At 71.4% G+C, this 22,431-nt stretch carries 29 protein-coding genes; 6 read left to right on the forward strand and 23 right to left on the reverse strand.

The features are described 5' to 3' along the window. Window positions 1–226: 226 nt before the first annotated feature. From AB0P06_RS05950 to AB0P06_RS06000, 11 genes are all read right to left on the reverse strand, one after another. A complete protein-coding gene (locus tag AB0P06_RS05950) occupies window positions 227–703 on the reverse strand; it encodes a hypothetical protein (RefSeq protein WP_363605390.1) in 477 nt (158 codons plus the stop codon). Next, window positions 700–1,194 carry a hypothetical protein gene (locus tag AB0P06_RS05955; RefSeq protein ID WP_363605391.1) on the reverse strand — a complete coding sequence of 165 codons (495 nt, stop codon included), beginning with the start codon at window positions 1,192–1,194 and terminating at the stop codon, window positions 700–702. Before AB0P06_RS05955 ends, AB0P06_RS05950 begins: the two co-directional genes overlap by 4 nt. Window positions 1,195–1,205: 11 nt before the next feature. Then, window positions 1,206–1,625 carry a minor capsid protein gene (locus tag AB0P06_RS05960; RefSeq protein ID WP_363605392.1) on the reverse strand — a complete coding sequence of 140 codons (420 nt, stop codon included), beginning with the start codon at window positions 1,623–1,625 and terminating at the stop codon, window positions 1,206–1,208. Then, the gene (locus AB0P06_RS05965) at window positions 1,618–1,974 is read right to left on the reverse strand and encodes a hypothetical protein (protein WP_363605393.1); all 357 of its coding nucleotides are present in this window, start codon (window positions 1,972–1,974) and stop codon (window positions 1,618–1,620) included. Before AB0P06_RS05965 ends, AB0P06_RS05960 begins: the two co-directional genes overlap by 8 nt. Further along, entirely contained in the window at window positions 1,971–2,291 is a 321-nt protein-coding gene (locus tag AB0P06_RS05970) for a hypothetical protein (protein ID WP_363605395.1), read from the reverse strand. Before AB0P06_RS05970 ends, AB0P06_RS05965 begins: the two co-directional genes overlap by 4 nt. Continuing rightward, window positions 2,288–2,680, reverse strand: a complete 393-nt coding sequence (locus AB0P06_RS05975; RefSeq protein ID WP_363605396.1) for a hypothetical protein — start codon at window positions 2,678–2,680, stop codon at window positions 2,288–2,290. The genes AB0P06_RS05970 and AB0P06_RS05975 overlap by 4 nt, the downstream gene beginning before the upstream one ends. 17 nt (window positions 2,681–2,697) lie before the next feature. Then, a complete protein-coding gene (locus AB0P06_RS05980; RefSeq protein ID WP_363605397.1) occupies window positions 2,698–2,952 on the reverse strand; it encodes a hypothetical protein in 255 nt (84 codons plus the stop codon). Further along, window positions 2,952–3,962 carry a major capsid protein gene (locus tag AB0P06_RS05985; RefSeq protein ID WP_363605398.1) on the reverse strand — a complete coding sequence of 337 codons (1,011 nt, stop codon included), beginning with the start codon at window positions 3,960–3,962 and terminating at the stop codon, window positions 2,952–2,954. Before AB0P06_RS05985 ends, AB0P06_RS05980 begins: the two co-directional genes overlap by 1 nt. Window positions 3,963–3,974: 12 nt before the next feature. Next, complete coding sequence (locus AB0P06_RS05990; RefSeq protein ID WP_363605400.1) at window positions 3,975–4,706, reverse strand: hypothetical protein; 732 nt, start codon at window positions 4,704–4,706, stop codon at window positions 3,975–3,977. Window positions 4,707–4,794: 88 nt separating this feature from the next. Then, window positions 4,795–4,956, reverse strand: coding sequence for an Rmf/CrpP fold protein (locus AB0P06_RS05995; RefSeq protein ID WP_363605402.1), 162 nt, complete (start codon window positions 4,954–4,956; stop codon window positions 4,795–4,797). An 11-nt stretch (window positions 4,957–4,967) separates the two neighbouring features. After that, a complete protein-coding gene (locus tag AB0P06_RS06000; RefSeq protein ID WP_363605404.1) occupies window positions 4,968–7,184 on the reverse strand; it encodes a phage minor capsid protein in 2,217 nt (738 codons plus the stop codon). A 73-nt stretch (window positions 7,185–7,257) separates the two neighbouring features. On the opposite strand from AB0P06_RS06000, the gene AB0P06_RS06005 reads away from it, so the two are divergent. Then, on the forward strand, window positions 7,258–8,262 hold the full coding sequence (locus AB0P06_RS06005) for a hypothetical protein (protein ID WP_363605405.1): 1,005 nt from the start codon (window positions 7,258–7,260) through the stop codon (window positions 8,260–8,262). Here AB0P06_RS06005 and AB0P06_RS06010 read toward each other — a convergent pair. Genes AB0P06_RS06010 through AB0P06_RS06020 form a run of 3 tightly spaced genes read right to left on the reverse strand, consistent with a single transcriptional unit; the run spans window position 8,255 to window position 11,498 of the window. After that, window positions 8,255–9,721 carry a phage capsid protein gene (locus AB0P06_RS06010; protein WP_363605406.1) on the reverse strand — a complete coding sequence of 489 codons (1,467 nt, stop codon included), beginning with the start codon at window positions 9,719–9,721 and terminating at the stop codon, window positions 8,255–8,257. The genes AB0P06_RS06005 and AB0P06_RS06010 overlap by 8 nt on opposite strands. Then, a complete protein-coding gene (locus AB0P06_RS06015) occupies window positions 9,708–10,979 on the reverse strand; it encodes a terminase family protein (protein WP_363605407.1) in 1,272 nt (423 codons plus the stop codon). The genes AB0P06_RS06010 and AB0P06_RS06015 overlap by 14 nt, the downstream gene beginning before the upstream one ends. A gap of 3 nt (window positions 10,980–10,982) precedes the next feature. Further along, on the reverse strand, window positions 10,983–11,498 hold the full coding sequence (locus tag AB0P06_RS06020) for a helix-turn-helix domain-containing protein (protein WP_363605408.1): 516 nt from the start codon (window positions 11,496–11,498) through the stop codon (window positions 10,983–10,985). Between the two features lie 458 nt (window positions 11,499–11,956). Between AB0P06_RS06020 and AB0P06_RS06025 the strand changes: the two genes are divergently transcribed. Both AB0P06_RS06025 and AB0P06_RS06030 read left to right on the forward strand, forming a co-directional pair. Then, window positions 11,957–12,106 (forward strand): hypothetical protein, encoded by a 150-nt coding sequence (locus tag AB0P06_RS06025; protein WP_363605410.1) that lies wholly within the window; start codon window positions 11,957–11,959, stop codon window positions 12,104–12,106. A 288-nt stretch (window positions 12,107–12,394) separates the two neighbouring features. After that, window positions 12,395–12,742, forward strand: a complete 348-nt coding sequence (locus tag AB0P06_RS06030; RefSeq protein ID WP_363605412.1) for a hypothetical protein — start codon at window positions 12,395–12,397, stop codon at window positions 12,740–12,742. A gap of 425 nt (window positions 12,743–13,167) precedes the next feature. Here the strand turns inward: AB0P06_RS06030 and AB0P06_RS06035 are convergent, their stop codons facing one another. Next, window positions 13,168–13,587, reverse strand: a complete 420-nt coding sequence (locus AB0P06_RS06035) for a hypothetical protein (RefSeq protein WP_363605414.1) — start codon at window positions 13,585–13,587, stop codon at window positions 13,168–13,170. Between the two features lie 266 nt (window positions 13,588–13,853). Between AB0P06_RS06035 and AB0P06_RS06040 the strand changes: the two genes are divergently transcribed. Next, window positions 13,854–14,666, forward strand: coding sequence for a hypothetical protein (locus tag AB0P06_RS06040; RefSeq protein WP_363605415.1), 813 nt, complete (start codon window positions 13,854–13,856; stop codon window positions 14,664–14,666). A gap of 36 nt (window positions 14,667–14,702) precedes the next feature. Here the strand turns inward: AB0P06_RS06040 and AB0P06_RS06045 are convergent, their stop codons facing one another. The 7 genes from AB0P06_RS06045 to AB0P06_RS06075 form a co-directional block, all read right to left on the reverse strand. Next, window positions 14,703–15,539, reverse strand: a complete 837-nt coding sequence (locus tag AB0P06_RS06045; RefSeq protein ID WP_363605417.1) for a hypothetical protein — start codon at window positions 15,537–15,539, stop codon at window positions 14,703–14,705. Between the two features lie 85 nt (window positions 15,540–15,624). Then, window positions 15,625–16,095: a hypothetical protein gene (locus AB0P06_RS06050; RefSeq protein ID WP_363605419.1), complete on the reverse strand. Its 471-nt coding sequence runs from the start codon at window positions 16,093–16,095 to the stop codon at window positions 15,625–15,627. A 256-nt stretch (window positions 16,096–16,351) separates the two neighbouring features. After that, complete coding sequence (locus tag AB0P06_RS06055) at window positions 16,352–16,777, reverse strand: hypothetical protein (protein WP_363605420.1); 426 nt, start codon at window positions 16,775–16,777, stop codon at window positions 16,352–16,354. Next, window positions 16,774–17,460 carry a hypothetical protein gene (locus tag AB0P06_RS06060; RefSeq protein WP_363605422.1) on the reverse strand — a complete coding sequence of 229 codons (687 nt, stop codon included), beginning with the start codon at window positions 17,458–17,460 and terminating at the stop codon, window positions 16,774–16,776. The genes AB0P06_RS06055 and AB0P06_RS06060 overlap by 4 nt, the downstream gene beginning before the upstream one ends. Next, window positions 17,457–17,798 (reverse strand): hypothetical protein, encoded by a 342-nt coding sequence (locus AB0P06_RS06065; protein WP_363605423.1) that lies wholly within the window; start codon window positions 17,796–17,798, stop codon window positions 17,457–17,459. The genes AB0P06_RS06060 and AB0P06_RS06065 overlap by 4 nt, the downstream gene beginning before the upstream one ends. A gap of 631 nt (window positions 17,799–18,429) precedes the next feature. Further along, window positions 18,430–18,621, reverse strand: coding sequence for a hypothetical protein (locus AB0P06_RS06070; RefSeq protein ID WP_363605425.1), 192 nt, complete (start codon window positions 18,619–18,621; stop codon window positions 18,430–18,432). A 160-nt stretch (window positions 18,622–18,781) separates the two neighbouring features. Then, on the reverse strand, window positions 18,782–19,249 hold the full coding sequence (locus tag AB0P06_RS06075) for a hypothetical protein (RefSeq protein WP_363605426.1): 468 nt from the start codon (window positions 19,247–19,249) through the stop codon (window positions 18,782–18,784). A 699-nt stretch (window positions 19,250–19,948) separates the two neighbouring features. Between AB0P06_RS06075 and AB0P06_RS06080 the strand changes: the two genes are divergently transcribed. Then, the gene (locus AB0P06_RS06080) at window positions 19,949–20,347 is read left to right on the forward strand and encodes a hypothetical protein (RefSeq protein ID WP_363605428.1); all 399 of its coding nucleotides are present in this window, start codon (window positions 19,949–19,951) and stop codon (window positions 20,345–20,347) included. A 64-nt stretch (window positions 20,348–20,411) separates the two neighbouring features. Further along, on the forward strand, window positions 20,412–20,639 hold the full coding sequence (locus tag AB0P06_RS06085; protein ID WP_363605430.1) for a hypothetical protein: 228 nt from the start codon (window positions 20,412–20,414) through the stop codon (window positions 20,637–20,639). 66 nt (window positions 20,640–20,705) lie between these two features. On the opposite strand, the gene AB0P06_RS06090 is transcribed toward AB0P06_RS06085, so the two are convergent. Next, window positions 20,706–22,427: a recombinase family protein gene (locus AB0P06_RS06090; protein WP_363605431.1), complete on the reverse strand. Its 1,722-nt coding sequence runs from the start codon at window positions 22,425–22,427 to the stop codon at window positions 20,706–20,708. Between the last annotated feature and the right edge of the window lie 4 nt (window positions 22,428–22,431).

Consider the following 22,431-nt stretch of genomic DNA (forward strand, 5'->3'; position numbering starts at 1 on the left):
CTCACCCCCTCGGCGGTCTACCCTCCGGCGGGCAGTCCGGTGATAGTCGCGATCTCCGCGGCCAACGAGACGGTGCGGGGGGTGCGCGCCCACAGCTCCCGGAAGCGGCTGTGTTCGTCGAGCCCGCCGAGCAGGACCACGAACCGCCGCTCGCTGAGCGCGGCGATCTCGGCGGCGGTGAGGTGGTAGGTCCGGGTGAGGTCCGCCTCGACGGCGGCCCAGTGCGTCAGGACCGCCGACCAGAGCCCGCCCGCCGCCGTCCCGGCTTCGCCCGGCGGGTTGCCCGGTTCGGCGCCGCCGGAGCCGGGGCTTTTCCCACAGCCGCGTTCTGCTGGTCGTAGAGCTCGGAGGCTCGCTGCATGGTGACGCTGCCGGGCCGGCGCACGGTCGCGGCCGCGTAGATGAGAACGATCCCGAGCTGCTTGTTGGTCATGCCCTGCTCCGCCCAGTGGTCGAGGGCATCCTCGCCCACCAGGGTCCGCAGCATCGCGCGCACGTCGTCCGGATCGTCGGACGCCTGCAGCCGCTCCATCTGCAGCGTGAACATCAACGGCAGGGCGTCGGGGAGCCGGTACGTCTGGCCGTACAGCTGAATCGTTTCTGCAGGCCCGTTGGCGGCCTGCTCGGCAAAGAACGCATCGAAGTCCGCGCACCCGTCGCCGGGCTGGTCCTGGTGGTCGAGGTCGAGCTCGTCGTCGGTCACGAGCCACCCCCGGCCGGCGGCGGGGTCACCGCGGCGGTCGACGGCTTGCCGCACCGGGTGATCGTCGCGGACCACGACGTCTTCTCCGTGGTCCCGCCGCCCTGCTCGCCCGGGCTGACCGTGGCATCCCACAGCACCCACGCGGTCTGGGATTTGTGCCGCCAGCGCACCGGGTTACGGGAGTCGGCGCCGAGACGCGACACCCAATCCTCGTCGACGTACGCCTGCCCCGGATCGCGCTTGCCGGCCTTGTCGGCGGCGTACTTGGACTCAAGGCTGATCGACGCGCCGCGCTGCATGACGTCCTGCTCGTAAAAGCCGTCCGAATCGAACGAGGTAGTGTCCTCGGTCTCTTCGTTCTCACCCGGCGAGTGCGAGAACGATGTCAGCAGGCCGATACGCAGCCATGTCTCGGTGCTGGCCTTCAGGTCCTGCACCTCGAACAGCCAGCCTCGGGCGTCGATCGGGCGCGGGGTTCCGGGAACCGCCATGGGGTCACCTCCTAGGTAGGTCGGGAAGTCGTCGCCTCGACGTCGAGGCGAAAGTTCGTGGTGTGCTCGTGCCGGCCGGCGGCGTCCACGCCGAGCGGGGCGGGGGTCTGCTGCGCGATGCACAGCACGAGCCAGAGCCCGCCCGGGAGTTCGACACCGGCGAGCCCGTGCAGCGCCCCGAAGATGGCTTCGGCGCGGGCGCGGGACACCCGGGGGTCGGCGGTGCCGCGGACGCGCACCTGCAGGCTTCTCTCGTCCCACGCGTTGAGCGGGTCGGGAGTGCCGGCGCCGTAGAGGGAGAGCTGCACCGCGCGGTCGGGCGCCGGGGGCAGCAGCTCAATGAACGTGTCGCCCTTGATCCCGTTGGGGTCGTAGGTGAGCAGACCGGCGGCCTGCAGGTAGCGGGCGAAGGAGTCGAGGACGTCAGCCACGAAGCGCCCGCCGGACCGCGGCCGCGATGATCTGCTCGACCGCCGCGGCTTCCTCGGTGGCCGGCCGTTCGAGGTACTTCGCCGTCCGGCCTTGGTCGTGGCGGGCGTTGAGATCTTCGTGCACGCGGGCCGCGTAGAGGGTGTCGTAGGAGACCGCGGCGGTGAGCTGCTGCTCGTCAACGCTGGCGACGCCGGAGCGGGCGAGGGTGCCCTCTTCGATCGGCACCACCTCGCGCGACTTCTGCAGCACGTGCTCGGCGGCGGCGAGCAGGCCGTGCGCGGCGCCGGCGCGCTCGGCCCGCAAGACAGCGTCACCGGTCCACTCGATCCGGGAGCGGGGACGGCTCATTCGCAGGTCACCTCCTTGTGGGCGGGCACGGGCAGGCCCGGCGCGTTGACGGTCGAGACAGTGATCGGGACGGTTGTGCGGCCGGTCGGCAGGGTGATCCGGGAGCCGGCGGGCACGTCGGTGTCGAGGTCGAGCACGACCTGCGCCGAGCTGACGACTTGGCGTCCGTCCGGGGCGCGCACGAGCTTCGTTGTCTCGGACACCAGCGCGGGCACGTCGTCGACCGGCGGGCCGTAGACGGGCCCGTACGCGGAATCCCCGACGTACGGCTCGATCACGATGCGGTGGCGCAGCAGCCACCGGGGGACGCGGGTCACCACGGGGCACCCACCCCGTGACCGGTGAGCTCGGCCCGCTGCAGAGCACGCAGTGCCCGCGGCGCCAGATCGAGCGCACCGGCCGGTGCCGAGCTGCTCGCCGAGAGACTGATCGATCCGGCGCTCACACTCGACCAGCGCGCGGCCGCGCCGGTCCCGTCCTCGCCCGCGGCGAGTTGGTACTCGACCTGAGCGCACGCGGCATCGGCCAGCGCTTGCGTGTGCGCGGGGTCGGTGGGGGCGCCGGTGGAGTCGACGGGGTAGCAGGCGGTGAGCAGTGCGGCGTCGACGTCCTCGGACGCGCGGGCGAGCAGCCGCTCGGCGTCCGCCGGCGCGGGCCGGCCCAGCCACGTGGCGAGCTGCGCGGGGGTGGCGTAGGTGAGCGCCACGATGCCGCCACCCCCGATCACTGGGGCGGCGCGGGCTGCGCCGTCCCCTCCTTGGCGCGGGCGCGCCCCTTGGCGGTGGCGGGCGGGGCCGGCGGGTCTTCGCCCGTCGGGCCCTGCTCGTCGGTGTCGTCGAGCTGCTCGATCTCGTAGCCGTACCGCAGGAAGTACAGCCGGGCCCCGACGTCGAGTTCGTCGACGGTGGCCCGGCCGGCGGTGAAGCGGACCCCGGCAACGGTGTCGTCATCCCCGAACGGGGAGGTGATCGCGTACATCACTGCACCTTGACGTTTCGCAGTACCGCCGCCGCCCGGGTCGCCTTGAGCACCACGGCCACCGGCCCGAGTTCCACCTCGCCCACCTTCACGGCGCCGGCCCGCTCGAAATCGGGCAGCCACTGGCGAACGAGCTTTCCGCTGGTGGTGGTCACGCCGTGGAATCCGTCGATCCCGAGGCGGACGGCGTAGATGTCGGACAGGCCGGTGATCTGCCCGCCGGGACCGGCGCCGTCGACGTCGCGCGACTCGATCGGGATTACGGGGTTGTTGCTGCCGGCCACCGCGCCCAGGTCGACGAACGGAATCCCGTTGTAGGACTCGACGGCCTGCCCGAACGCGTTCTCCGTGCGGCTGTAGTAGCCGGCACGGCGGGCGAGCGAGCGCACCCGCGCGATGGTCTTCTTGTTGCCCAGCAGCGCCGACGGCACTCCGTCGAGCAGCCCGAGGAACTCGTCGAGGACGTCGAGCGCACCGTGCACCTTGGCGGCGTCGGCGCCCAGGGTGGTGCCGGTCCAGTCGAGGGACGCGCCGGCGCCCATCTCGGTCACGGAGCCGGCGAGCGCCTTGTCGAGGCCGTCGAACCCCTGCTCTGCGCCCGGCGTGTTGACCCGCTTCCCGGTGATCACCTGCTCGGAGAAGAAGGCGTTCGCTGCCTTGATGGTCTGCAGCATCTGAAAGTTGACTTCCGCACTGGCGGCCGGGCCGAGCTCGGCGATCGTGCGGTCGATCTCGAACGCGCCGCCGAGCGGGGACAGGTCGACGCTGTACCGCTGGCGCTTGGCCTGGCCCTTGGCGTACTCGGTGTTCAGCGGGCGGAAGGCTGCGCCGCGCTCGGCGACGAGCCGGGTGTAGCCGTAGGACAGGGTCGCGCCGCCGCCGGCGGGGTTGACGGCAGGGTCCCAGATCATGTTGTCGAGCAGCCAACTCGACTTGGCGAACTCGTCGATCACCTGCAGGTCGACGGCATCCTGCGTGTTGAGCTTGGCGTCAGCCAGCGTGATAGCCACGGGGCGGCCTCCTTACTTGGCGAGCCGCGCCGAGATCGCTTCGAGCAGCGACGCGGGTTCGGTACGGGTGGTGGGGGCGCCGCGGAACTCGCCGCCGGAGCGGGCCGGCGGTGCGCCGGCGGCGCGGTAGAGCTCGGGATCGGCCTCGACCGCCGCAGTGATCGCGGCCGTGAGCGCCTCGCCGAACGTCGCGTCGGACGGGTCGAGGCCAGCGACCGCGGCCGCGAAACTGCGGGAGTTGAGCAGCCGGTCGGGGCGGGCACCGGCGGCCTCGGCGGCCTGGTGGGCGGCGAGCTCGACCCGCGCGGTACGCAGCTGCGCGCCGAGCTCGGCGAGCTGCCGGTCGCGGTCCGCGACGGCGGCGGCAAGCTGCGCCGGGTCGGACTCCGCGCCGGTGCCGGCGTCCGGGTTGATGGCCTTGTTGATCGCGTCGAGGGCGGCCTGCAGCTGGTCGCGCTGCGCGGCCGCCTCGGTCGCCTGCTGCTGCGCTTCGGCGAGCTGCTCAGCGGTCGGCCCGGCCGGGGCGGGCGGCGCGGCGGGCGGCGCGACCGGGGCCGGGGCCGGTGCGCCGGTGGGCTCGATCGAGCCCGGGGCGGGCGGCGTGGTCGGCTCGCCGGCGGGCGTGCCGGTGGGGCCGGTGTCGCCGGAGCCTCCGAGCACGGGCCAGATCGGGCGGCCGTCGCGGCGCAGTCCGAGGGCCTGCAGCCCGGTGCGGGGGTGGTACGGAAGTGCGCTGGTGGTCAAGGTGGGTGGTCCCTCCGGGCCGGGGTGGAAAAGGAAATGGCCCGTGCCCCGGGGCGGGGTACGGGCCTTGGCGGGGCGGGGTGCCGCGCTACGGCGGCGCGGTGAGCGGGCGGGCGGCGGCATAGCCGCGGACCCATGCGGAGCGCAGCAGGCTGTCGCGCGGGTGGGGGCAGGCGGTGATCGGCTGTCCGCCGCGGGCCGCATCGCGGCCGGCGGCGACGGCGCGCACGATGTCGGCGCGGAACCCCAACGCCTCACCCCCTAAAACCTGTTGGAGACGTCCGAACTGGTCTTGCGGGCGGTGTCGGCGGCGGCCGAGCGCACGCCGGTGAGCTGCTCGGTGTACTCGGCGAGCGTGGTGCGGGGGGACACCTCAGCCCAGTAGCGGCGAAGCTCCTCGGACGCCCGGGCGTAGGCGACGTGCGCCGGACCGCTGAACAGCGACAGGGGGTCGACACCGTCGAGCTCGGCGCGCTTGGTCAGCAGCACGCCGCGGCACCACTCCTCGGCGTCGAGCCACTGCGCATAGACGTACTCGTCGTACATCTGCCGGACCTGTTTGGCGGTGAACGCGCCCTTCCGTCCGGCCTCGGCCCACTCCCGTTCGGCGAGCCACCGCTCGGCGGCGGGTAGCCGGTCCCAGGGATGTTCGTCGGGCGCCTGGTCGACCCACGACCAGTCGTCCATCCGGGAGCCCGGGCGCAGCGCGCCGTCGAGGGCGGCCCGGTCGGCGAGCTGCGCCTCGATGCCGCGGTCGGCGGCGGCCGGCGGCGGCGGGTCGAGCGGGTAGCGGCGGTCGAACTCGGCGGCGATGCGCTCGGCCCCGGCGGGGTTGGTGTAGCGCAGCGCCCACCCGAGACGGTCGTCGGCCACCTTCGAGAGGTCCGCGAGCAGCCGGCCGCCGGGGAACAGCTCGGCGAGCAGCTGCCGGCGGTCGGCCTCGGCGGCCAGGGCGGCGAGCTCGTCGCCAGTGGCGTGCCGGGCGCGCTCGGCGAGCTGCCGCTCGGACATGCCGATCAGGTCCCGGCGGGCACCGGGCAGGGCGGCGTCGATGTCGCGGCGGTCGAGCTCGGCCGCCACCCGCAGCACGTCGGCGTCGCCGAGCATGGGCAGGGTCCGGGCGAGCTCGTCGTCGCTGAACTCGACCAGGTGCTCGGCCAGCCGGCCGCCGGGCCGCACGCGGTCGAGCAGGGCCTGCTCGTCGCGGCGGTTCGCTTCTGCCTCGACCTTGGCGCGGTCGCGCTCGTCGAGGCTGCCGTGCCGCAGGGCGGCGCCGAGCTGCTCGTCGCTCATCTCGGCGGGCGTCCGGTGGTCGCCGGCGCGCACCCGGGCGGCCTCGACTGCATCCGGGTTGAGCGGCTGGCGTGGTTCGGGGAGGTTCCCCGCCCCCGGCTGCTCCCGGTAGCGGAGTCGCTTCAAGTCGGGGTGGGCGGTGAGGTGGTCGCGCATCCGGCCCTGCCAGTCGCGCACCCGCTGCTCGGCAACCTGCCGGGCCTCGGGCGTCGCGGCCGCCGCGGCACGGCGCTTGTACTTGCGGATCTGGCGCTCGATGGCGCGTTGCCTCTGGCCTGCCTCGTACCCGGTGCCGTCGGACGGCTCTGGCGGCTCCGCGGTGGTGACACCCGGAGTGAAGGCGGAGAGGCTGTGTCGGCAGTTGGGGTGTTGGAGTCCGGCGCGGCGGGCCTGCTCGACGCTGCCGGCCACCCGCACGCGGACGGTGCGGCCGTCGTCGACGGTGTGCTCGACCTCGACCTCGCGCGGCCCGTCCGGGCCGTCGAGAGAGAGAATCCGGCCTTCCCACTTGCGGCAGAGCGGGCACTCGCGCGGTGCGGTGGACACCTTGACGAGGTCGACGCCGGCGGCGCGTAGCCGGTCGGCCTGGCCCTCGACGGCTGCCCTGCCGACGGCGGTTCGCACGGCCATCTCGGCATAGCTGGTCATCTGCCAGGGCCGGCCCGACTTGTCGACGAAGGATCGGAGCCCGCGGTCGGCGAACCGTTCCATGGCCCGGGCGGTGGCCTGCCGGCGGGTGTTGATGCCGAGAAGTGGAGTTGCGGCCACTTCGGAGACGACCTGTCGGTATCCGTCCTCGACGCCGCGCAGAATGCCGCGGTGGGTGGCGGTGACGAGCTCGATGGTCTCCATGGCGAGACGGTCGACGGCGCGGCCGGCCGGCGTCGACTCCGCGATGCGCGCGGCGTCGACGTCGGCCAGGGCGCCGAGCTCGGTTAGGCCGGTCCGGGCGCCGCGGGTGAACGCCTCGGCGACGACGTCGTGCACTTCGGTGGTCATGGCGGTGGCGAGCGCGTCGACGACGCCCTGCGCCGCGCGGCGCAGGGGCTGCACGTCGGCGAGCTTGGCGGTGGCCCAGCCGGGGGCTTCGAGGCCGTCGGCGATCTGCCGGGCGACGATGCCGAGCAGGCGCTGCTCGGCGTCCTCGTACAGGGCCCGCACGCGGTCGGCGAGATCTTCGGCCATCCACGGGGAGACCGGCACAGCGCACCCCCCACCGACCGAAGGTGTTGTCAGCGCGGACCGATACCGTCGGCCCATGACGAATGCGCCCGCCGAGTTCAAGCTCGGACAGATTGGTACCCGCCCTGAAATTTGCGCCGTCTACGGGGGAAGCCGCCACAGCGGCGGGATTGTGCCGTCCCGGAAGCCCAAGAACGTGACGCTGTTTTCCGATCACGAGGTCGGCCAGCAGTTCGGGTACCACGACGGTTGGCTCGCCGAAGAGGACGAGATCGGCCCCGTCTTCGAGTACACCGGAGCAGGAAAGAAGGGCGACCAGACGTTCGGCGGTGACTACGGCAAGGGCAACTCCGCCGTACTCCATCACGCCCGGGACGGGCGCACGCTTCGCCTGTTCGTCGCAGTCGGAACCGTGGAGGGTACCGACACCAAGCTGCACCGCTACGTCGGTGCGTTCGAGCTCGACAAGCGCACGCCGTACGTTGTCCGCGAAGCCCTCGACGAAGACGGCCTGAAGCGTCGGGTGATCGTCTTCCGACTCCGTCCGGTGGGCACGGTCCAGCACGAGCCGGAGGACGAGATCCCCCCGGCGGAGACCACTCTTGCCCGCCTGGTACCGGCCAACACGACCGAGAGCAAGCTCGTCGAACCGGAGAAGAACACCAAGAAGGAGAGCAAGCGGGCCGCCGTCCCGGAGACGGTCGCCAAGCGGCGTGAGGGTGAGCTCAGCGACGCATTCGAGGCCCACCTCACGGCACTTGGCCACGAGGTCCGCCGCTTCCAGATCAGGATCAAGGGCAAGACAGGAACTCTGCTGTCCGACCTGTACGACGTCACGGATCATGTGCTGTACGAGGTGAAGGGCACGCACCGCCGGGAGGCGGTCCGCATGGCGCTGGGGCAGCTGCTCGACTACAGCCGCTACACCCGCACCGACGACCACCCGGAACCGCCGCGCCGCGCCGCCGTCCTTCCGGCGCTTCCCGACGAGGACCTGCGGGAACTCCTCGCCGAGCACGAGATCGTCGTCGTACACCCCTCGGATGACACCTTCCTCGGAGTGCCGTCCTCGCTCAACTGACGAAGTCGGGCACCGGGTCGGGCACAGCCTGCCCGGTCTCGACACGGATCCGAGCCACCTCGGCGGCGACCGCATCGGCATCCCACTCCGGATTGACCATGCGGACCTTGGTCTCCGTGCTGACGGCCTGTGCCTGGCCGAGCAAGGAGAGCGTCTGCGCCTGCGTCTGGGCGTCCGGGGCGACCGCCGCCCCGAATGCCACGACCGGCCGCTCCGGGGTGAGCCTGGACCAACCGAGCGCCCGGTCGAGCTGCAGCATGGCCTCGACGATGTCGGCCACGGCCGGGGACGCGTAGCTGATCTTCGCCCTGCGGGTCACCATGCTGTCGTGCCCGCGGGCCAGAGTCTCCGTCGCGGTGACCGGCGGGCCGCCGTCGAGCCCGAACGTGGACGGGGAGTAGCCGGCGGCCTCGACAATCTGCCGAACGAGCGCGTCGGACGACGCCTTGTGCTCCGCAACCCGGATCGCGAACTGCGACATCGTGATGCCGGCGCCCGTGTCGGTCGGCGGGATGTCCAGCGTCGACCAAATCTCCTGGTCGTCGTCGAAGCTGGCGCCGTGGCCAGGGCCGCGGTTGCGCAGGTAGCCGGCAGGGACGATGAGGCGTGCGCGGGCGAGCCGGATGTCGCGCATCCAGCTCGACCACACCTCGTCGAGCGCGTCGCACATGTCGCGCGCCGGGCCCTGCAGGTCCGAGCGGCCGAGCGGGCTCCCGCGGTGGGAGCGGTTGGGGCCGATGTTGGGCCAATAGGCCGCGGTGAGAGCGGGGATGCCGGTCTCGATCGCGCCGGACGGGCCGAGACTGTCGACGACCGCGGCCGTGGTCGGGTGCTCCGTGAGGGGCACCTGCCGGCCGATGTTGTCGGCGGTGCCCTCGTAGAGGGCGTGCTCGATCCGACCCCGCTCGTGCCGCTCCAAGCGGCGCAGCACCGTCGAGCCGCGCCGCTCCAGCTCCTCCCAGCAGGTCAGGGCGACCAGGTGCCCGTATCGGGCCTCGGGCAGAGCGGCGTCATGATGCACGGTGGTGAGCAGCGGCCGGGGGCCGATCTCGGCATCCCACGCGGCCACCAGGTACACCCCGCCGAGCGCGGCGGACACCTCCGCCGCCTCCAGCAGGGTCCGCTCGGCGCGCGGGCCGAGCAACTCGTCGAGGCGGGCCTGCAAGGCGCTGTTCTGAACGGTCACCCGCGGGGGCTCACCCATCAACAGACCGGCGGAGCGGCGGGCGACGTCGGCCGGCATCGGGATGTGCAGGCGCGACTCGCGCCGGTCGGGGGTGGACGCGCGGTCTCGCCCCCACAGCCGACGCCGGCCGTCGCGCCGCCGGGCCTGCCCCTGGTAGACCGCGGCGAGCCTCTTCGGGTCGCCGGAGTACCACGCATCATCGACCGCGATCTCGGCGAGCTCGGGCGCCCACCGGCGCGGCGGCCAAACGGAGTTGGCTTCAGGAAGCGGCATCGGTCACCTCCTCCGGAAGCAGATCGGGGACCAGGTGACGCCACTCGGCGGCGGTCGAATGCACGACGTACCGCAGCGCATCGCACGAGTGATCGTTGATCTTGAGCGGGCGATCTTCGCCGGCGACCGTCGCGGCCGGATCCCAGACGTAGCCGGGCAGTTCGGAGAGCAGGCCCTCGCACGAGCGGTGTACGAGCAGCAGGTCGGCCGAGAACGCGGTCGACGTCGAGCGGATGCCGTCGAGTACCTCGTTCCGCGCGCGGGCGGTCCCTTGGTGCCCGTCCTCCCAGAGCTGCGCGAGGAAGCTCGCGGCGGAGGGGTCGAGGAACGTCCACTCGGGGTCGACGCCGAGCCCGGCCAGCCAGCCGCGCAGGGCCGCGCTGTACTGGGCATCGGTCATCTGCCGGCGGCGGGCGCGGGAGTCGTAGCGCCACTCCGCGCACGCGTACAGCCGGCCGTCTTCGCCGAGCCCCAGCAGGATCGCGGCGAAAGGGTTCGTGGTGCCGTAGTCGACCCCGGCCCAGTGCCGGACCATGGGCGGCAGCTCGTCGACGACGTGCCGCTGCTCGTCCCAGCAGTCATAGATCGAGCCCTCGGCGATCACCCACGCGCCGTCGATCATGCGCCGGCGCCACAGCCCGACGTACTCGGCGTTCAGCGAGCGGACGTAGGCCGGAGACAAGCTCGGGTTGTCGTGCAACCCGAAGTGCCAAGCGCGCAAGTCCAGTTGGCTGGCGCGGTCGAGGTACCCGGTCCGCAGCCAGTGCCGCGGCGAGTCCGGGTTGGTGGTGGCCAGCACGCGCGCGCCGTCGACGGACAGGCGGGCGAGCAACTGCACCCAAAAAGCCTCGGGCAGCAGAGTTGCCTCGTCGACGTACGCGAGGTACGCCGTCAGGCCGCGCAGGCGGCCCTCGGCCCGGGCGTCCGACGCGCCGATCAGGTGGACCGTACGGCCCAGGACGACGGCGGTGGTGGCGCCGCGGGTGTGCCGCACCTGCCCGGCGGCGACCGGCCCGAACAGCGCCGGATCGGCCAGCGGCTCCAGCACGTTGCGCTCGATCGTCTGCATGCTGCGGCCACAGATGATGATCAACCCGGACGGTGGAGCTTCCGCGATGGCCAGCAAGAACGCCAGCAGCGAGGCGACGGTCTTCCCGGAGCGCACCGCGCCGTGCCACACGTTGATGCGGGCGGTCGCGCGGGCGACCGACCGCAGTTGCTTGCGGGAGAGAGGGAGATCGGTGGCGGGGGCGGGCACGGCTCACCCCCCGTCGGCGGCCGCCTCGTCCTCGTCGGCGAAGGCAGCCCGCAAGCCCTTCGCCAAGTCGGTAAGCATGCTGCGCACCTCGTGCCCGGACGTGCCGGCATCGATCTCCGCCAGCCGCGCCGCGCTGGTCAGATAGCCGCCGATGGCCTGTGAGTGGTGGCGCTCGTCCTGCGCCGGCGGGTCGTCGCTGACCAGCTCGACCGTGTCGCCGGTCGGCAGCAGCTCGACGCGCACGTACTCGTCGGCTTCGACGCGGTCGAGGTTCGATGCCGCCCTGCGGTACAGCCGGGCCGTCAGGTCCCGGCGCAGGGCGGCTAGGTCTTCCTGCCGGGCCGCGGTCGCCGGTGCCACCCGGGCGCCCCCGCTGAACGCGAGCCCCTCGTCGGCTGCGATCTTCGAGACGGTCGAGCTGCTGCGCCCGATTCGGGCGGCGATCGCGTTCCGGGACAGGCCGTCGGCGTGCAGGCGGCGCACCTGCTCGCGGTCCTTGTCGCGGATCGGTTCCCTCACTTGCCACCCCCTTCCCAGCCCGGCTAGCAGGGCATTTACAAATCGGATTCCAGAATCGGGCATCCGATTCCGATATAAACGACTTGCAATTCGGATGCTGTTTTTGCGGGGTCGGGCTGCTGGAACGGATCGATGGCGGCCGGAAGCCTGGGCTTGTTGTACGGCCGGGTAGAAACCCTAAACTGAGTTGAGGGTTAAGGTTTTAGGGCCTTTTGATCTTGGATTCTATGTTGCAACATTAGAGTCGGGATGCCCTCGAAGGCGTGTTTCGTCAGCTGCCTTTGAAGCGGCGGGGGCGGCCATTTTGCCAGCCCAGTGCACCTAATCCGGCATGCCAGAATTGGGTTCGGAGCGGCGCCGCCCCGTACTCGGCCGAGGCTGACGAAGGGTGCTCTGTGGAAGAGGTTGAACAGCGACGGCTTGACGTGCCGTCGGGAGGTGGATGGACGCCATCCGACGTGATCGAGCTGGCACGCTCGGCCATGTCAGCAGGTGTGATGGTTGTGATCCTCCTGGTGCATCCGCAGCTCGACTCGGCCGCCATGACCTTGCTCGGCACGGGGTTCGCCGCGATCGCGGTTCCGGTCCGGCGGGCCGGCCGTCGGTAGGAACGGCTGCGGCCCGCCACCGGGGGAGGGTAGCGGGCCGCGGGCCTGAGGCGCTTCCGGGCACGCCGGAAGCGCCTCCAACTCTAGGTCACGAACAGATAACGACGCAAGGAGTTAGGTCCGGGGACGCTCCACAACCGCGACGGCGTCCTCGTCCCGCCCGGGGCGCTCGATCCAGATCAGGACCCGCGCGGCTCCTCTCGGGGGTACGGGGCCAGTAGATCCCGCAGCAGTGCCGCGAGGTCTTCCTGTCGGGCTGCAGTGGCTGGCGCCACCCGGGCACCTCCGGTGAACGTCAACTTTTTATCCCTGGCGATCTTCGGCACGGTCGAGCTGTTGCGCCCGATCCGGGCCGCAGCCGCGTTGCAGGACAGGCTGTCGGCGTGCAAGCGGCGAACTTCCGCCCGGTCTTGCTCGCCGATCAACTCGCGCACGGTCGCCGCCTCTCTGGGAGTCCGACCCGCCGTGTCGGTGGTTGAGCCGGACATCTATAACAGGCGCGGGGGCGCCTTAGCCTCCGAAAACAGCTTTCAGAGCGCAGGTTGTTTATGGGCTGTCGCGAGTTTTATCGATTTTTCCTTTGAATCTAAAATCGTCACCGACCGCCCCGTGGGCAGTTCAAAGGGTGACGAGTGAAAAGATCTTGGAATCAGCGAATGCACCTAAACGGCGTACTTCAGGACCCTCCGAGACCCTGTCAGACTTGATGCCGGAGCGGCGCCGCCCCGCATCAGGCCTCAATGGCTCATGAGAGGGGTTGCTCTGTGGGAAGTGTGGTGAACGGCCCGGCGGACGACGGGCCCGGCGGTGAAGGTGTGCCGCGGTGGGTTGTCGAGTTGGCGCCCACGGTCGCGGTGGCAGCCGTGATGGTGGTCATCGTGCTGGCTCAGCCGTTGGATGCGGCGTCGGGTGCACTGCTTGGTACCGGCTTCTCGGTGCTGGGGGCGCGCGGTCGCGGCCGGCGAGGGTAGGAACGACTGCGGCCCGCCACCGGGGGAGGGTGGCGGGCCGCAGGTCTCGGAACCACGTCCGGCCATGCCGGATTCGGCCTAGACCCTAGGTCATGACGCATGCTTGTTCGGGATAAGTCCTGACTCCCACCCGCGGGTGAAGGCACCAAGGTAGCCGAGGGCGGCCGCGATGCCGCCGTCCACGCCCTTGGGGGCTGCGAGCACGGCTTCGATCAGCCTGCCGGTCATCGAGTCGGTGCGGTACAAGCAGACCAGCTGGCCTCCGTCGTTGGGGAGCTGTTCCGGGAAGTGGCGAACATGAGGAATTGCTTCCAAGCGTTGGGTTACGTTGAGCACCACTCGACGCATGGCCCTCTGGTGGCCAGCCAGGCGAACGAGGGTGGACATGCGCACAAGGCACAGGCCCGGAGTGTCGCCGAACACCGAGGACGCCGCAGCGTGCTTACCGGTGTCGATCAGCTCGGTGATGCTGTCGCGAAACGCGCTGTCAGCCATAGGGGTTGTGGTCATCCGCCGAGTGTGGCGCAGTGCGGCGGCGCGGCGCTGGCAGTTTGACCGATCGCTCCCGCCGTCGTAGGTGGCGCACTGACTACTCGATCCAGGCGTAGCGGGCCAGGGTGACAGCCCGGGCCCGACGGCGGTGGTGTGCCCTAAGGTCACGTGGCCTGGTTGCTGGTCGTCCGGTCGAGGGCGGCGAGCAGTTCGACGAGCTTCGATCCCTCGTTGGCTCTTCCGAAGCGCCGCGGCGCCCAGTCGGGCTACGTCATGATCGCTACATGGAAGTTGCCAAGCTGGTCCTTGAGTATGTGCAGGCGTTGGTATGGCCCCTGTTCGTGCTGATCTTGATGATCTTCTTCCGGAGCGAGTTCAAGGGGCTCCTGCACAGGCTGAGATCCGCCAAGGGCGCCGGCTTGGAAGCCGAGTTCGGGGACGAGTTCGAGCATGCGGAGGCGGTGAGCCGAGATGCTGTTGAGGAGGAGGCCGCGGCCCTCGCGGAAGCAACAGACGGTTCGCTGGGAGAATCGCCAGGTGAGCCGGGGCCGCGACCCGTCCCGCGTCCCGCTAACCCGGAGCTCGGCGCCGCCGATGCGTATCGCCAGTATCTGGACTATGTAGGGGCCGGTCGACCGGCCGAACCGAGCACGATCGAGGGGGCTCTATTTGACATGGCGCTGCGGGCGAATCCGACGGCGCCGCAGAGGATCAGTCGCAACCTGGGGCCTCTGGTTCGCGAACACCCGGAAGCGGCCATCCTGAGCGGATGGCGGGATGTTGAGATGGCGATCAACCGAGTGTTCGACAGCGTCAAGAGGCACGGTGAAGCGGTGCCACCCAGTCGTGAGGCGCGTCGTTTTCTCTCGGTTCGACACAAGGTCGATGAGCTAAGGGAGATCGGCCTCGGCGTCAACTCGGCAGAGTCGATCCACGAACTGGCGAAGCTAAGGGGCCTGGTCGCTCATGGCGGCTCTCCAAGCATTGTCGATGCGTCCGACTACCTCGCTGCATGCGACAACGCAGTCTGGGCGCTGAAGCTGTTCGCGGCCAGCCACGGGGTTCACATCCGCGCCGATTCCAACCCTGAGAACTGATCAAGGCCCGGACCGCTTCACGGTCCGGGCCCCGGTCTATCCCGCGCAGGATGAGGCTGGCCGGTCGAGGGCGGCGAGCAGCTCGACGAGCTCGGCCCCGCCCCACGACCGGCGGCTGCGGCGGTCGAGGGCGGCGGGGGCCGGGCAGGCCGGGCCGGTCGCGCACGTCACGGTCGGGGCGGTCTGCGGGTCGGTGCGCAGGGTGAGCTCGCCGGCGCACCACGGGCAGGGCCGGCCCTCGATCACGGTCTCGCGTCGGTCGAGGCCGAGCGCGCCGAGTACGAGCCGCTCGGCCTGGCCGGCGACGCGAACCGCCTCGTGTGCGAGGTGCTCGGGCAGCAAGCCGAACAGGGCCGGCGCCCAGGTGGGCGCGCCAGCGCGTTGCTCGGGTTCGGTGTCCTCGTTAAGCAGCCGGCCCTCGACGTACAGCGCGGCCCAGTGCAGGCCGTGCCGACGGCTCCCGGGGTCGTTCGGGCTCGCGAAGTGCCACCGGCGGGGATCGCTGGCGTCCGCTTCGTCGGGGGCCCACACGACCGGCCGGCCGGGGGTGGAGACGGGCCGGCACTCGATCGGCCGCTGCACCGCGGCGGCGAGGATGTCGGCGGTCTCGAACATGCGCCGCTCGACGCGCATCGCGGCGTCGAGGGCGGACAGGTTGGCGGGGGCGGGGTGCTGGCGCAGGGTGAGCGGCACGCGGTCGTCGACGAGCAGCTCGGCGTCGTCGGCGGCCTGCCTGGCAAGGTGGCTGGACAGCTGGGCGGGCGGCCACGCGGGGGCCGGTGCGGTCTCGATCGCGACGAGCAGCGCCCCCCAGTGTGCGCGCACGGTGCGCAGCTGCTCGACCGCGTGACGGATGCGGGTGGACGGGTACACGGTGCTCTCCCAATCAGGCTGTGCAGGTGGCGAGTTGGTGGGTCCGGGCGCCCCTCTGCGGTGGAACGGGGGCACCCGGACCGGTCTAGGAAGCCGGCCGATCGGCCGGCAGCGGGGTGGAGTTGGCGGTGTTCACCGCGACGTCCACCTGCAGGCCGGCCGCGGCGAGCTCGACGGCGGTGCGGCCGCGGGCCAGTGCCCACCCGTCGAGCAACTCGGCGGCGAGCAACTCCTCGTAGGCGGCCTGCTCGACGACGGCCGGCTGCGCCACGGCTTCGAGGCGCTCCCGCAGCAGGGCGAGCTCGGCCTCGACGAGCCGGCCGCGCTGCGCCCGGGCCAGTGCCCGGCGCAGGGCCCGCAGCCGCTGATAGGCCGTGCGGCGCAGCCGGCTGTGAAGCCTGCTCCACTCGGCGCACCACTCCCGGTAGCGGGCGAGCTCGCCGATCCCCTCGCGTAGCAGCTCGGCCTCACCGGGCAACAGGGCGCCGCGCTGGGCGCGCTCGACCAGGTGCAGCAGCAGCTCGACGTCCGCCCGGCCGGCGGCGGCCGCGCTCACGGGATGTCCCGCGGGTCGAGGACGTAGGCGACGACGAGCAGCCCCTCGACGGGGTCGACGGACACCTCGGCGCGCACCGTGTCGAGCAACTCGGCGGCCACGGGCAGGGACACGGGGAAGGGCGCCGCGTGAACGGCGCGGGTCTCGTGTACGAGGTAGCGGGAGGGTAGGGCAGGCACTGTGTGTGACCTTTCGGAAGGGGCGGTGCGGACACCCGCGCGCATGGGGGGTACATCGACCGGTCGCGACGGGAGAATCATCGAATTCCCTTACCACGTGCGACAGTTCTGGCCCGCGGGTGGCCGCCGTTGCGGGGGATCGGAGGCTGCACCATGACGGCCTCGACGGCGGCGAGTTCGACGGCCCGCTGCTCCTCGCGGCGCTGCTCGGCGAGCAGCTCGGCCTCGGTCCGGCGGGCGGCGAGCTCGGCCTCGCGCTGCGCCTGCAGCAGGGCCGGGCCGTCGAGCCGGTCGACGACGCGCCACCGGCCGTACCTGAGGGACTCCTCGCAGAGCACGACGGCGCCGGTGGTGGCGAACTTGCTCGCCACCCGTCGGAACTGGCGGCGGTCGGACGACTCGAACAGGGCCGGCCGCTGCTCGCGGGCCGGCCACGTGGCGGTGAGCCGGTAGGTGGCGGTGGGGATCGGGTGGCGGGCTCCCCGACGGTGGCGGGACTTCATGCGGCACTCTCCTGTCGGCCAGCCGCGGCGGCGGCCTTGTCGGTGCGGGTTGGGTGGACGGTCCGGCGCCGGGCCCAGGTGCCGGCCTGCGCGCCGGGCGCGAGGGTGCGCCGCCGGCACGGCTCACCGGCCGGTGCGCGGCACCAGTCGCAGGAGACGGCCAGCGCATCCGGGCGCCCGGCGGCGGCCGCGGCCTCCCGCGCCGCCCGCACCGGCCGGTAGGCGGCGAGCTGCTCCGCGGCGGCCGCCGGCAGCGCCCGCCCGGCGCCGATCCGGGCGGCCACCGACGCGGCCGGCCCGCCGGTCAACTGCCGGGAGCAGTTCGGCGCGGCCTGCCCGGAGGCAACCGCCGCCCGCTGCGCCCGGATCGCCTCCCGGTAGGCGCGGTCGTCGTCGGGGTCGACCTGCGGGCGCGGGTCGGTGTGCCGGGCGAGCAGGGCCCGGCGGTGCGCGGCCCACGGCCGGGCCACGTCCGCCGCGATGATCGGCCACGGCGACGACGCGATGTGACGGCGCACCACCGCCGCGGCGTCCCACCCCTGGACCGTGACGGCCGGAACGTCCTGCAGCAGTTCGCACCACCGTCGAAGCTGCGCCGCGGCTTCCTCGGCGTCGGCGTTGGCGTTGCGGGGGTCGAGTTCGCCGGCGTAGGCGAGCAGCGCGGCCACCTCGGCGGGGTTCATCGGGCACCCCCGCGGGCCTGCAGGTCGTCGAGCGCGGCCTGCAACAGCTCGGCGTTCCGGTTGGCCGGCGGTGAGGGGTGGGAGGCGCCCCCGGGCACGGCCCGCAGCGACGGGCGGCCCGTCGGGCGCTCCCGGCCGATCCACTGCTGCCAGTCGGCGCGCCACTGGGCGGGGGTACGGGCGGGCGCAGTCGCCCTGTGCCGCGCCCATTTCACGGTGGCGTGGTCGAGGCCGTCGGGCCCGAGGCGCTGCAGGTGCCCGGCGACAGCGGCCCATCCGAGCAGCTCGTCGTCGGGCTGCCAGTCGGCAGGCAGAGCAATCGCAGCAGGCCCACCCACAGGCGCAGAGCCCGCGCGCCCGCGCGCGCTCCTCTGGTTCCCTCCCGTTCCACTCTCGTTCTTCTGGTTCTGGGGGGCAGAATCTTCACCCCCCGCCCCGCAGGAACTGCACCCCTGCCCCGAAGAATCTGCACCCCCGGGGGTGCAGTTCTCGCACCCCCCATCGGCGGGGGCGGAAGAATCTTCCTCCCCCTCGACGGCGGCGCCGGGGGTCCATCCGACCGCCTTCGGGAGGCGGTAGACGCGGGCACCGTAGGGGCCGCGCCGGCCCTCGACGAGCTGCAGCTCGCCGAGTCGGATCGCAGTCTTGATCGCGTCGCTCACCGCGCGCTCGCTCGCGTTGGCGCGCAACGACAAGGCGCGCGCCGAACCGAACGCGACGCAGGACTCTCCGGCGCGCTCGGCCAGGGCGAGCAGGACCAGCCGGGCTGTGCCGCGGGTGTCCGAGCACTCCCACACCCACTCACGGGCAAGATGGCTCAACGGGGTTTCCTCCCTTGGGTGTTGGGCGTAGACGGGGGATCGGGGCGGCCGGCGACGGCGGCCGGGGAATGGGCGGCGCACCGCGGCCCGCACGGGTAGGGGCGAGCCGGTCGACCGCACGGGCCCGGGCCGGCACCGCAGAACGGACTCACGAGCCGTCGGCGCCGAGCGCGTCGAGCTGCCCGGGCACCGGGGTGACGACGTCCTCAACCACCGGACGGCGCCGCGGCCGCCGGCGCACCGGCGGCGGGGTGGTCGGGTACGGCTGCGCGCTGCCGTCGAGGGCGAGCTGCACCGGCCGCTCGATCCGGCCCTCGACGACCGACCGCCGGCCGCTCACGAGCCGTCCCTCGACGGCCCAGCGGCGGCCTGCCGACCGATGCGCGCGATCAGATCGAGGTACCACCGCGGCTCACCCGCCGCCCGCGCCGCGCGCCAGAGCCCGCGGACCTGTTCGACGTCCGGCGCGCCGCTGGCAGCGGCCAGCCAGCACCGCCGAATCATTGCCCGTACTCCAGTTCGATTAGGTGTCGACCGGCGACCGTGCGCTCGGCGAGCTGCTGCAACTGCCGGCCGAGCTCGGCCGCCGCCCGGTAGGACAGATCGGCAGCGAGAAGGCCGTCACGCGGAAGCTCGTCGACGAGCGCGGCCCGGCGGCGCCGCAGCACCCCAGTTCGGCGCCGCCGGTGGGCCCAGCGCAGCAGCGCGCCGCGCACCCCCGCCCGGGCCCGAGCGCGGGAGGCATCCAACGCGGCCACCGACCAGTCGAGGGCGACGTCGTCGGCGCGCGGGTCGGTCTTCCGCGCGCGGTGGTGGTCCGCGGCCGCGGCGAGCTCGCGCAGCCGCTCGCCGACGAGCAGCTCGTCGGCCACGAAGGCGAGCGCGACCAGGTCGAGCAGGCGCTCGGCCCCGTCCGTGAGGTCGAGGCGGACGGTGTAGCCGTCAGGGTGAAGCTCGGCCCGGATCACTGGGCACCACCACCGACCACCGGCGGCCGGCGTTGGTCCCCAACGAACCGGGCGTACACCCGGTGCTCGCCGTCCACGGTCCGGGCCACGGCCTGAAAGGAGCCAGGCGGCCCATAGGCGGTGAGCTTCGCCGACCGGATCGCTTGCGCTGCCGAGGCAGCACGGCCAATGGTTGCGGACCGCTGGACGACCGCCCACTCGCCGGGCCGCGCACGAAGCGCCGCCGCAATTTTGCCGTGCTTCGACGTTGACGGCGGCGGTGGCCCGAGGAACTCGACCGCGCCCGTTGCGGCCGGCGGGGCACTCATGCCGCCACCTGGTCAGCGGTGCTCCGCGGCGAGGCCTGTTCGGCTGCGAGCCGTTCAGCGCGTGCCCTCAAGACGTGTGGGCCGAGGATGCGAGCGACGATCGAGAGCTGTTCGGTGGTCGGATCAGGCCACCTCTGCGCCCGGATCAGTGGGGCGGTGTGGTCACGGTCGGACATCAGTTCCCCCCTCATCTCTACGTTGTTGTAGAACGAAGACAGGAGAGGCTGAAGGCTGCACTAGATGCGCCAACCATGCTGTCTTCGTTCTGAGACACGTACGACCGTAGGTCGGCTGAATCTGCACGTCAACGAAGTTCCAAGGTTGGGTAAATCATCCGCATGTGCGCTTCAATGGGGGTGTTCTCGTACCGAGACACGAACGGAGATGAGAAGTGACGTGGGAATCGACGCCGTTCGCCGACATGGTGCGCGAGGCCCAGGCGCCGGAGGGGATGACGTGGCGGAAGCTCGCGGAGCGGGCGACTGACCCTCGGACCGGCCAGAGCTTGACCCATAACGTCCTGTGGAAGATTGCTCAGGGTGACATGGTCAAGATTGCCCCATGGATGATGAGAGCGATCGCCGCCGCACTAGGTAGGCCCGTGAGGGAAGTGCAGGCGGCCGCCGCCGAGCAGTACATCGGCCTGATTGCCGACGATCCATTTGACGTGAGCAGTGCAGATGCGGCTGTCGTGGTCGCGCACGTCCCGGGTCTCCGGCGGGCGGACATGCCGCAGGTCGAGGCTCTCCTAAGGAACTGGGCGGCCGCTCCGGAGCGTGCTGAACCATAAGCGCCGTCACGGAACGTGCTCGACTGGGCCGGGAACGTGCCGGTAATGTGTGCACGCTCGATTCGTGCGTCAGTTCGAATCGGGCGCCGCGCATGTCCACAAGGGGGAGCACTCCATGATCAAAGTGACCCGTACTCGACTCGACCCCGGCGCCCCGGCCGTCGCTCGCGCAACCTCCGAGATGCTCGAACTGGCCGTCGACGACCGACACATCACCCCTACCGGCGCCGCAGCCATTGAGGCTGTTCTCAATGGCCTTGCCGAGGGTCCGAACGAGGACGAGGGCTGTTGATCAGGCCCCCCCGAACATGAGCGGGCCGCACAGCAAGCGCTGTGCGGCCCGTTCAGCTTGCTGACCCTACGCGGCCATCGTCACCCCCCTGGGGGTGACGATCACGTACCGCGCGATGGTCTCCTCGATAGGTCGAACGCCCTGCCCCGGACTCTTCAAGCGAACGTCAAGCAGGGTGCTGGCGATAAGGCGCCGCTGCTCCAAGTCCAGCTGCTTCCAGGCCTTTGCGACGTCCTCTCGGCTCCCGACCGCTAGATCCTTGACCACCGACGGAACCTGAAGGCTCGTCAGCTCCCTTTCGAGTTCCTTGATCTTGGGGTCGAGCTCTCGCTCGATGGACGCCAAGGCCGCCGGCGAAGTCTCGCCAGATGCGGCCGACTTGTAGAACGCATCGAGGCGCGCTCGCAGGATGACGAGTTCGCCCTGCTTGTCGGCGTGCTTCTTCGCCCGCTGCTCGTCGGCTGCAAGGTACGCAGCAAACCACTTCGGTTCTGACAGCCAGTCAAACAGCTGTCCCTCGACGTGCTTGTCGACGAGGTCCACGTCGAGCGAAAAGTGAAATCCCTTGATCTCGCCGACTGCTGGAGTCTTGCACTTGTACTGAATGGTCCTCTTGCCTTCGCCGGTCTTCGGGTCGATCGTTCGATGCCTTCGCCCGCTGGTGTAGAAGATGAAGCTGCACTTGTCGCAGCGCCCGATGCCCGAGAGCCAGTGCACTGCCGCGGTGGGCCGTGAGGCCTCGCGCTGCGAAGCGCGCTTCGCAGTGATCGCCAAGCAGCGCGCATGCGTTGCCGGAGTGGTAAGCGCAGGCCACGCGTTCTCTTTGGTCGCAACACCGTGACTGACCCGAGTCCCCAGATAGCGGGGGTCATTCGCGATCTTCTTGATCGTCCACGTGTTCCACTCTGCGGCTACGGTCGGCAGATCGCGTTCGTTGAAGTCGGCGGCGATGTCCGCTGCCGGCTCCTCGTCCCTGAGTAGACGGGCGATGGCCTCGGACTGGATCTCGGCATGCATGGGGTGATCCCCGGCCGGCCCCAAGGCGACTTTCTCGACTTGCTTCGCGGTCCACCGGTCGGCCGGTGGCGGAATCTTCTTGGCTGCCAACGCTCGCTTGATCTTGGCCGGCCCGTCGCCGTCGCCGTAGTGGGTGCAGATGAACCCTACGACCGGGCCCTCCTCCTCATGCGCCAAGATTTCAATGAACGCGCCCGACCGCTCGTCGTAGACGCGCCGGTACCCGTAGGCAGTCGGACCGTGCGGCCGACCTGCTGCGGCATTCGCGCGAAGCGATCGCTTGACGTTGTCTCGGAGCTCATCGACCTCGCGCTCACCGACAAGGGCGTCAAGGCCGGTCCTGAAGCGGTCGTCTTTCGAGGCCATGTCGTAGACGCGGCCGCCGTAGACCAGGAGCACACCAGCGGCAGCGCAAGCATCGCGAAGGCGGACGTAGACCGCCAAGTCACGCTGCAGCCGGGTGGACGCCCAACTGATCACCATGTCGAGCCGGCGGTGCTCGATGTCGTCGAGCAGGCGCTCGAACTCGTCCCGTTCGCCGCGGCTGTACCGCGACGCCGAAATCCCGTCGTCGACGTACTCGCACCCCGGGCCGACCGTGACCCCCAGGCGAGCAGCGTCCGCGTGCGACGCGTCGAGTTGCTCGGCGACCGACCGGTGCTTCGACTTCTTCTTGCCCGCGTAGTTGGACTTGCGGGCGTAGATGCCCGCCTGCATCCCTTCGTAGGTCACCCGCTGCCCAGGTGAGCCAGTGAACGTGTCCAGCCCCATGCGA

Source organism: Kitasatospora sp. NPDC088351 (assembly GCF_040685575.1).
Classification (GTDB): domain Bacteria; phylum Actinomycetota; class Actinomycetes; order Streptomycetales; family Streptomycetaceae; genus Kitasatospora.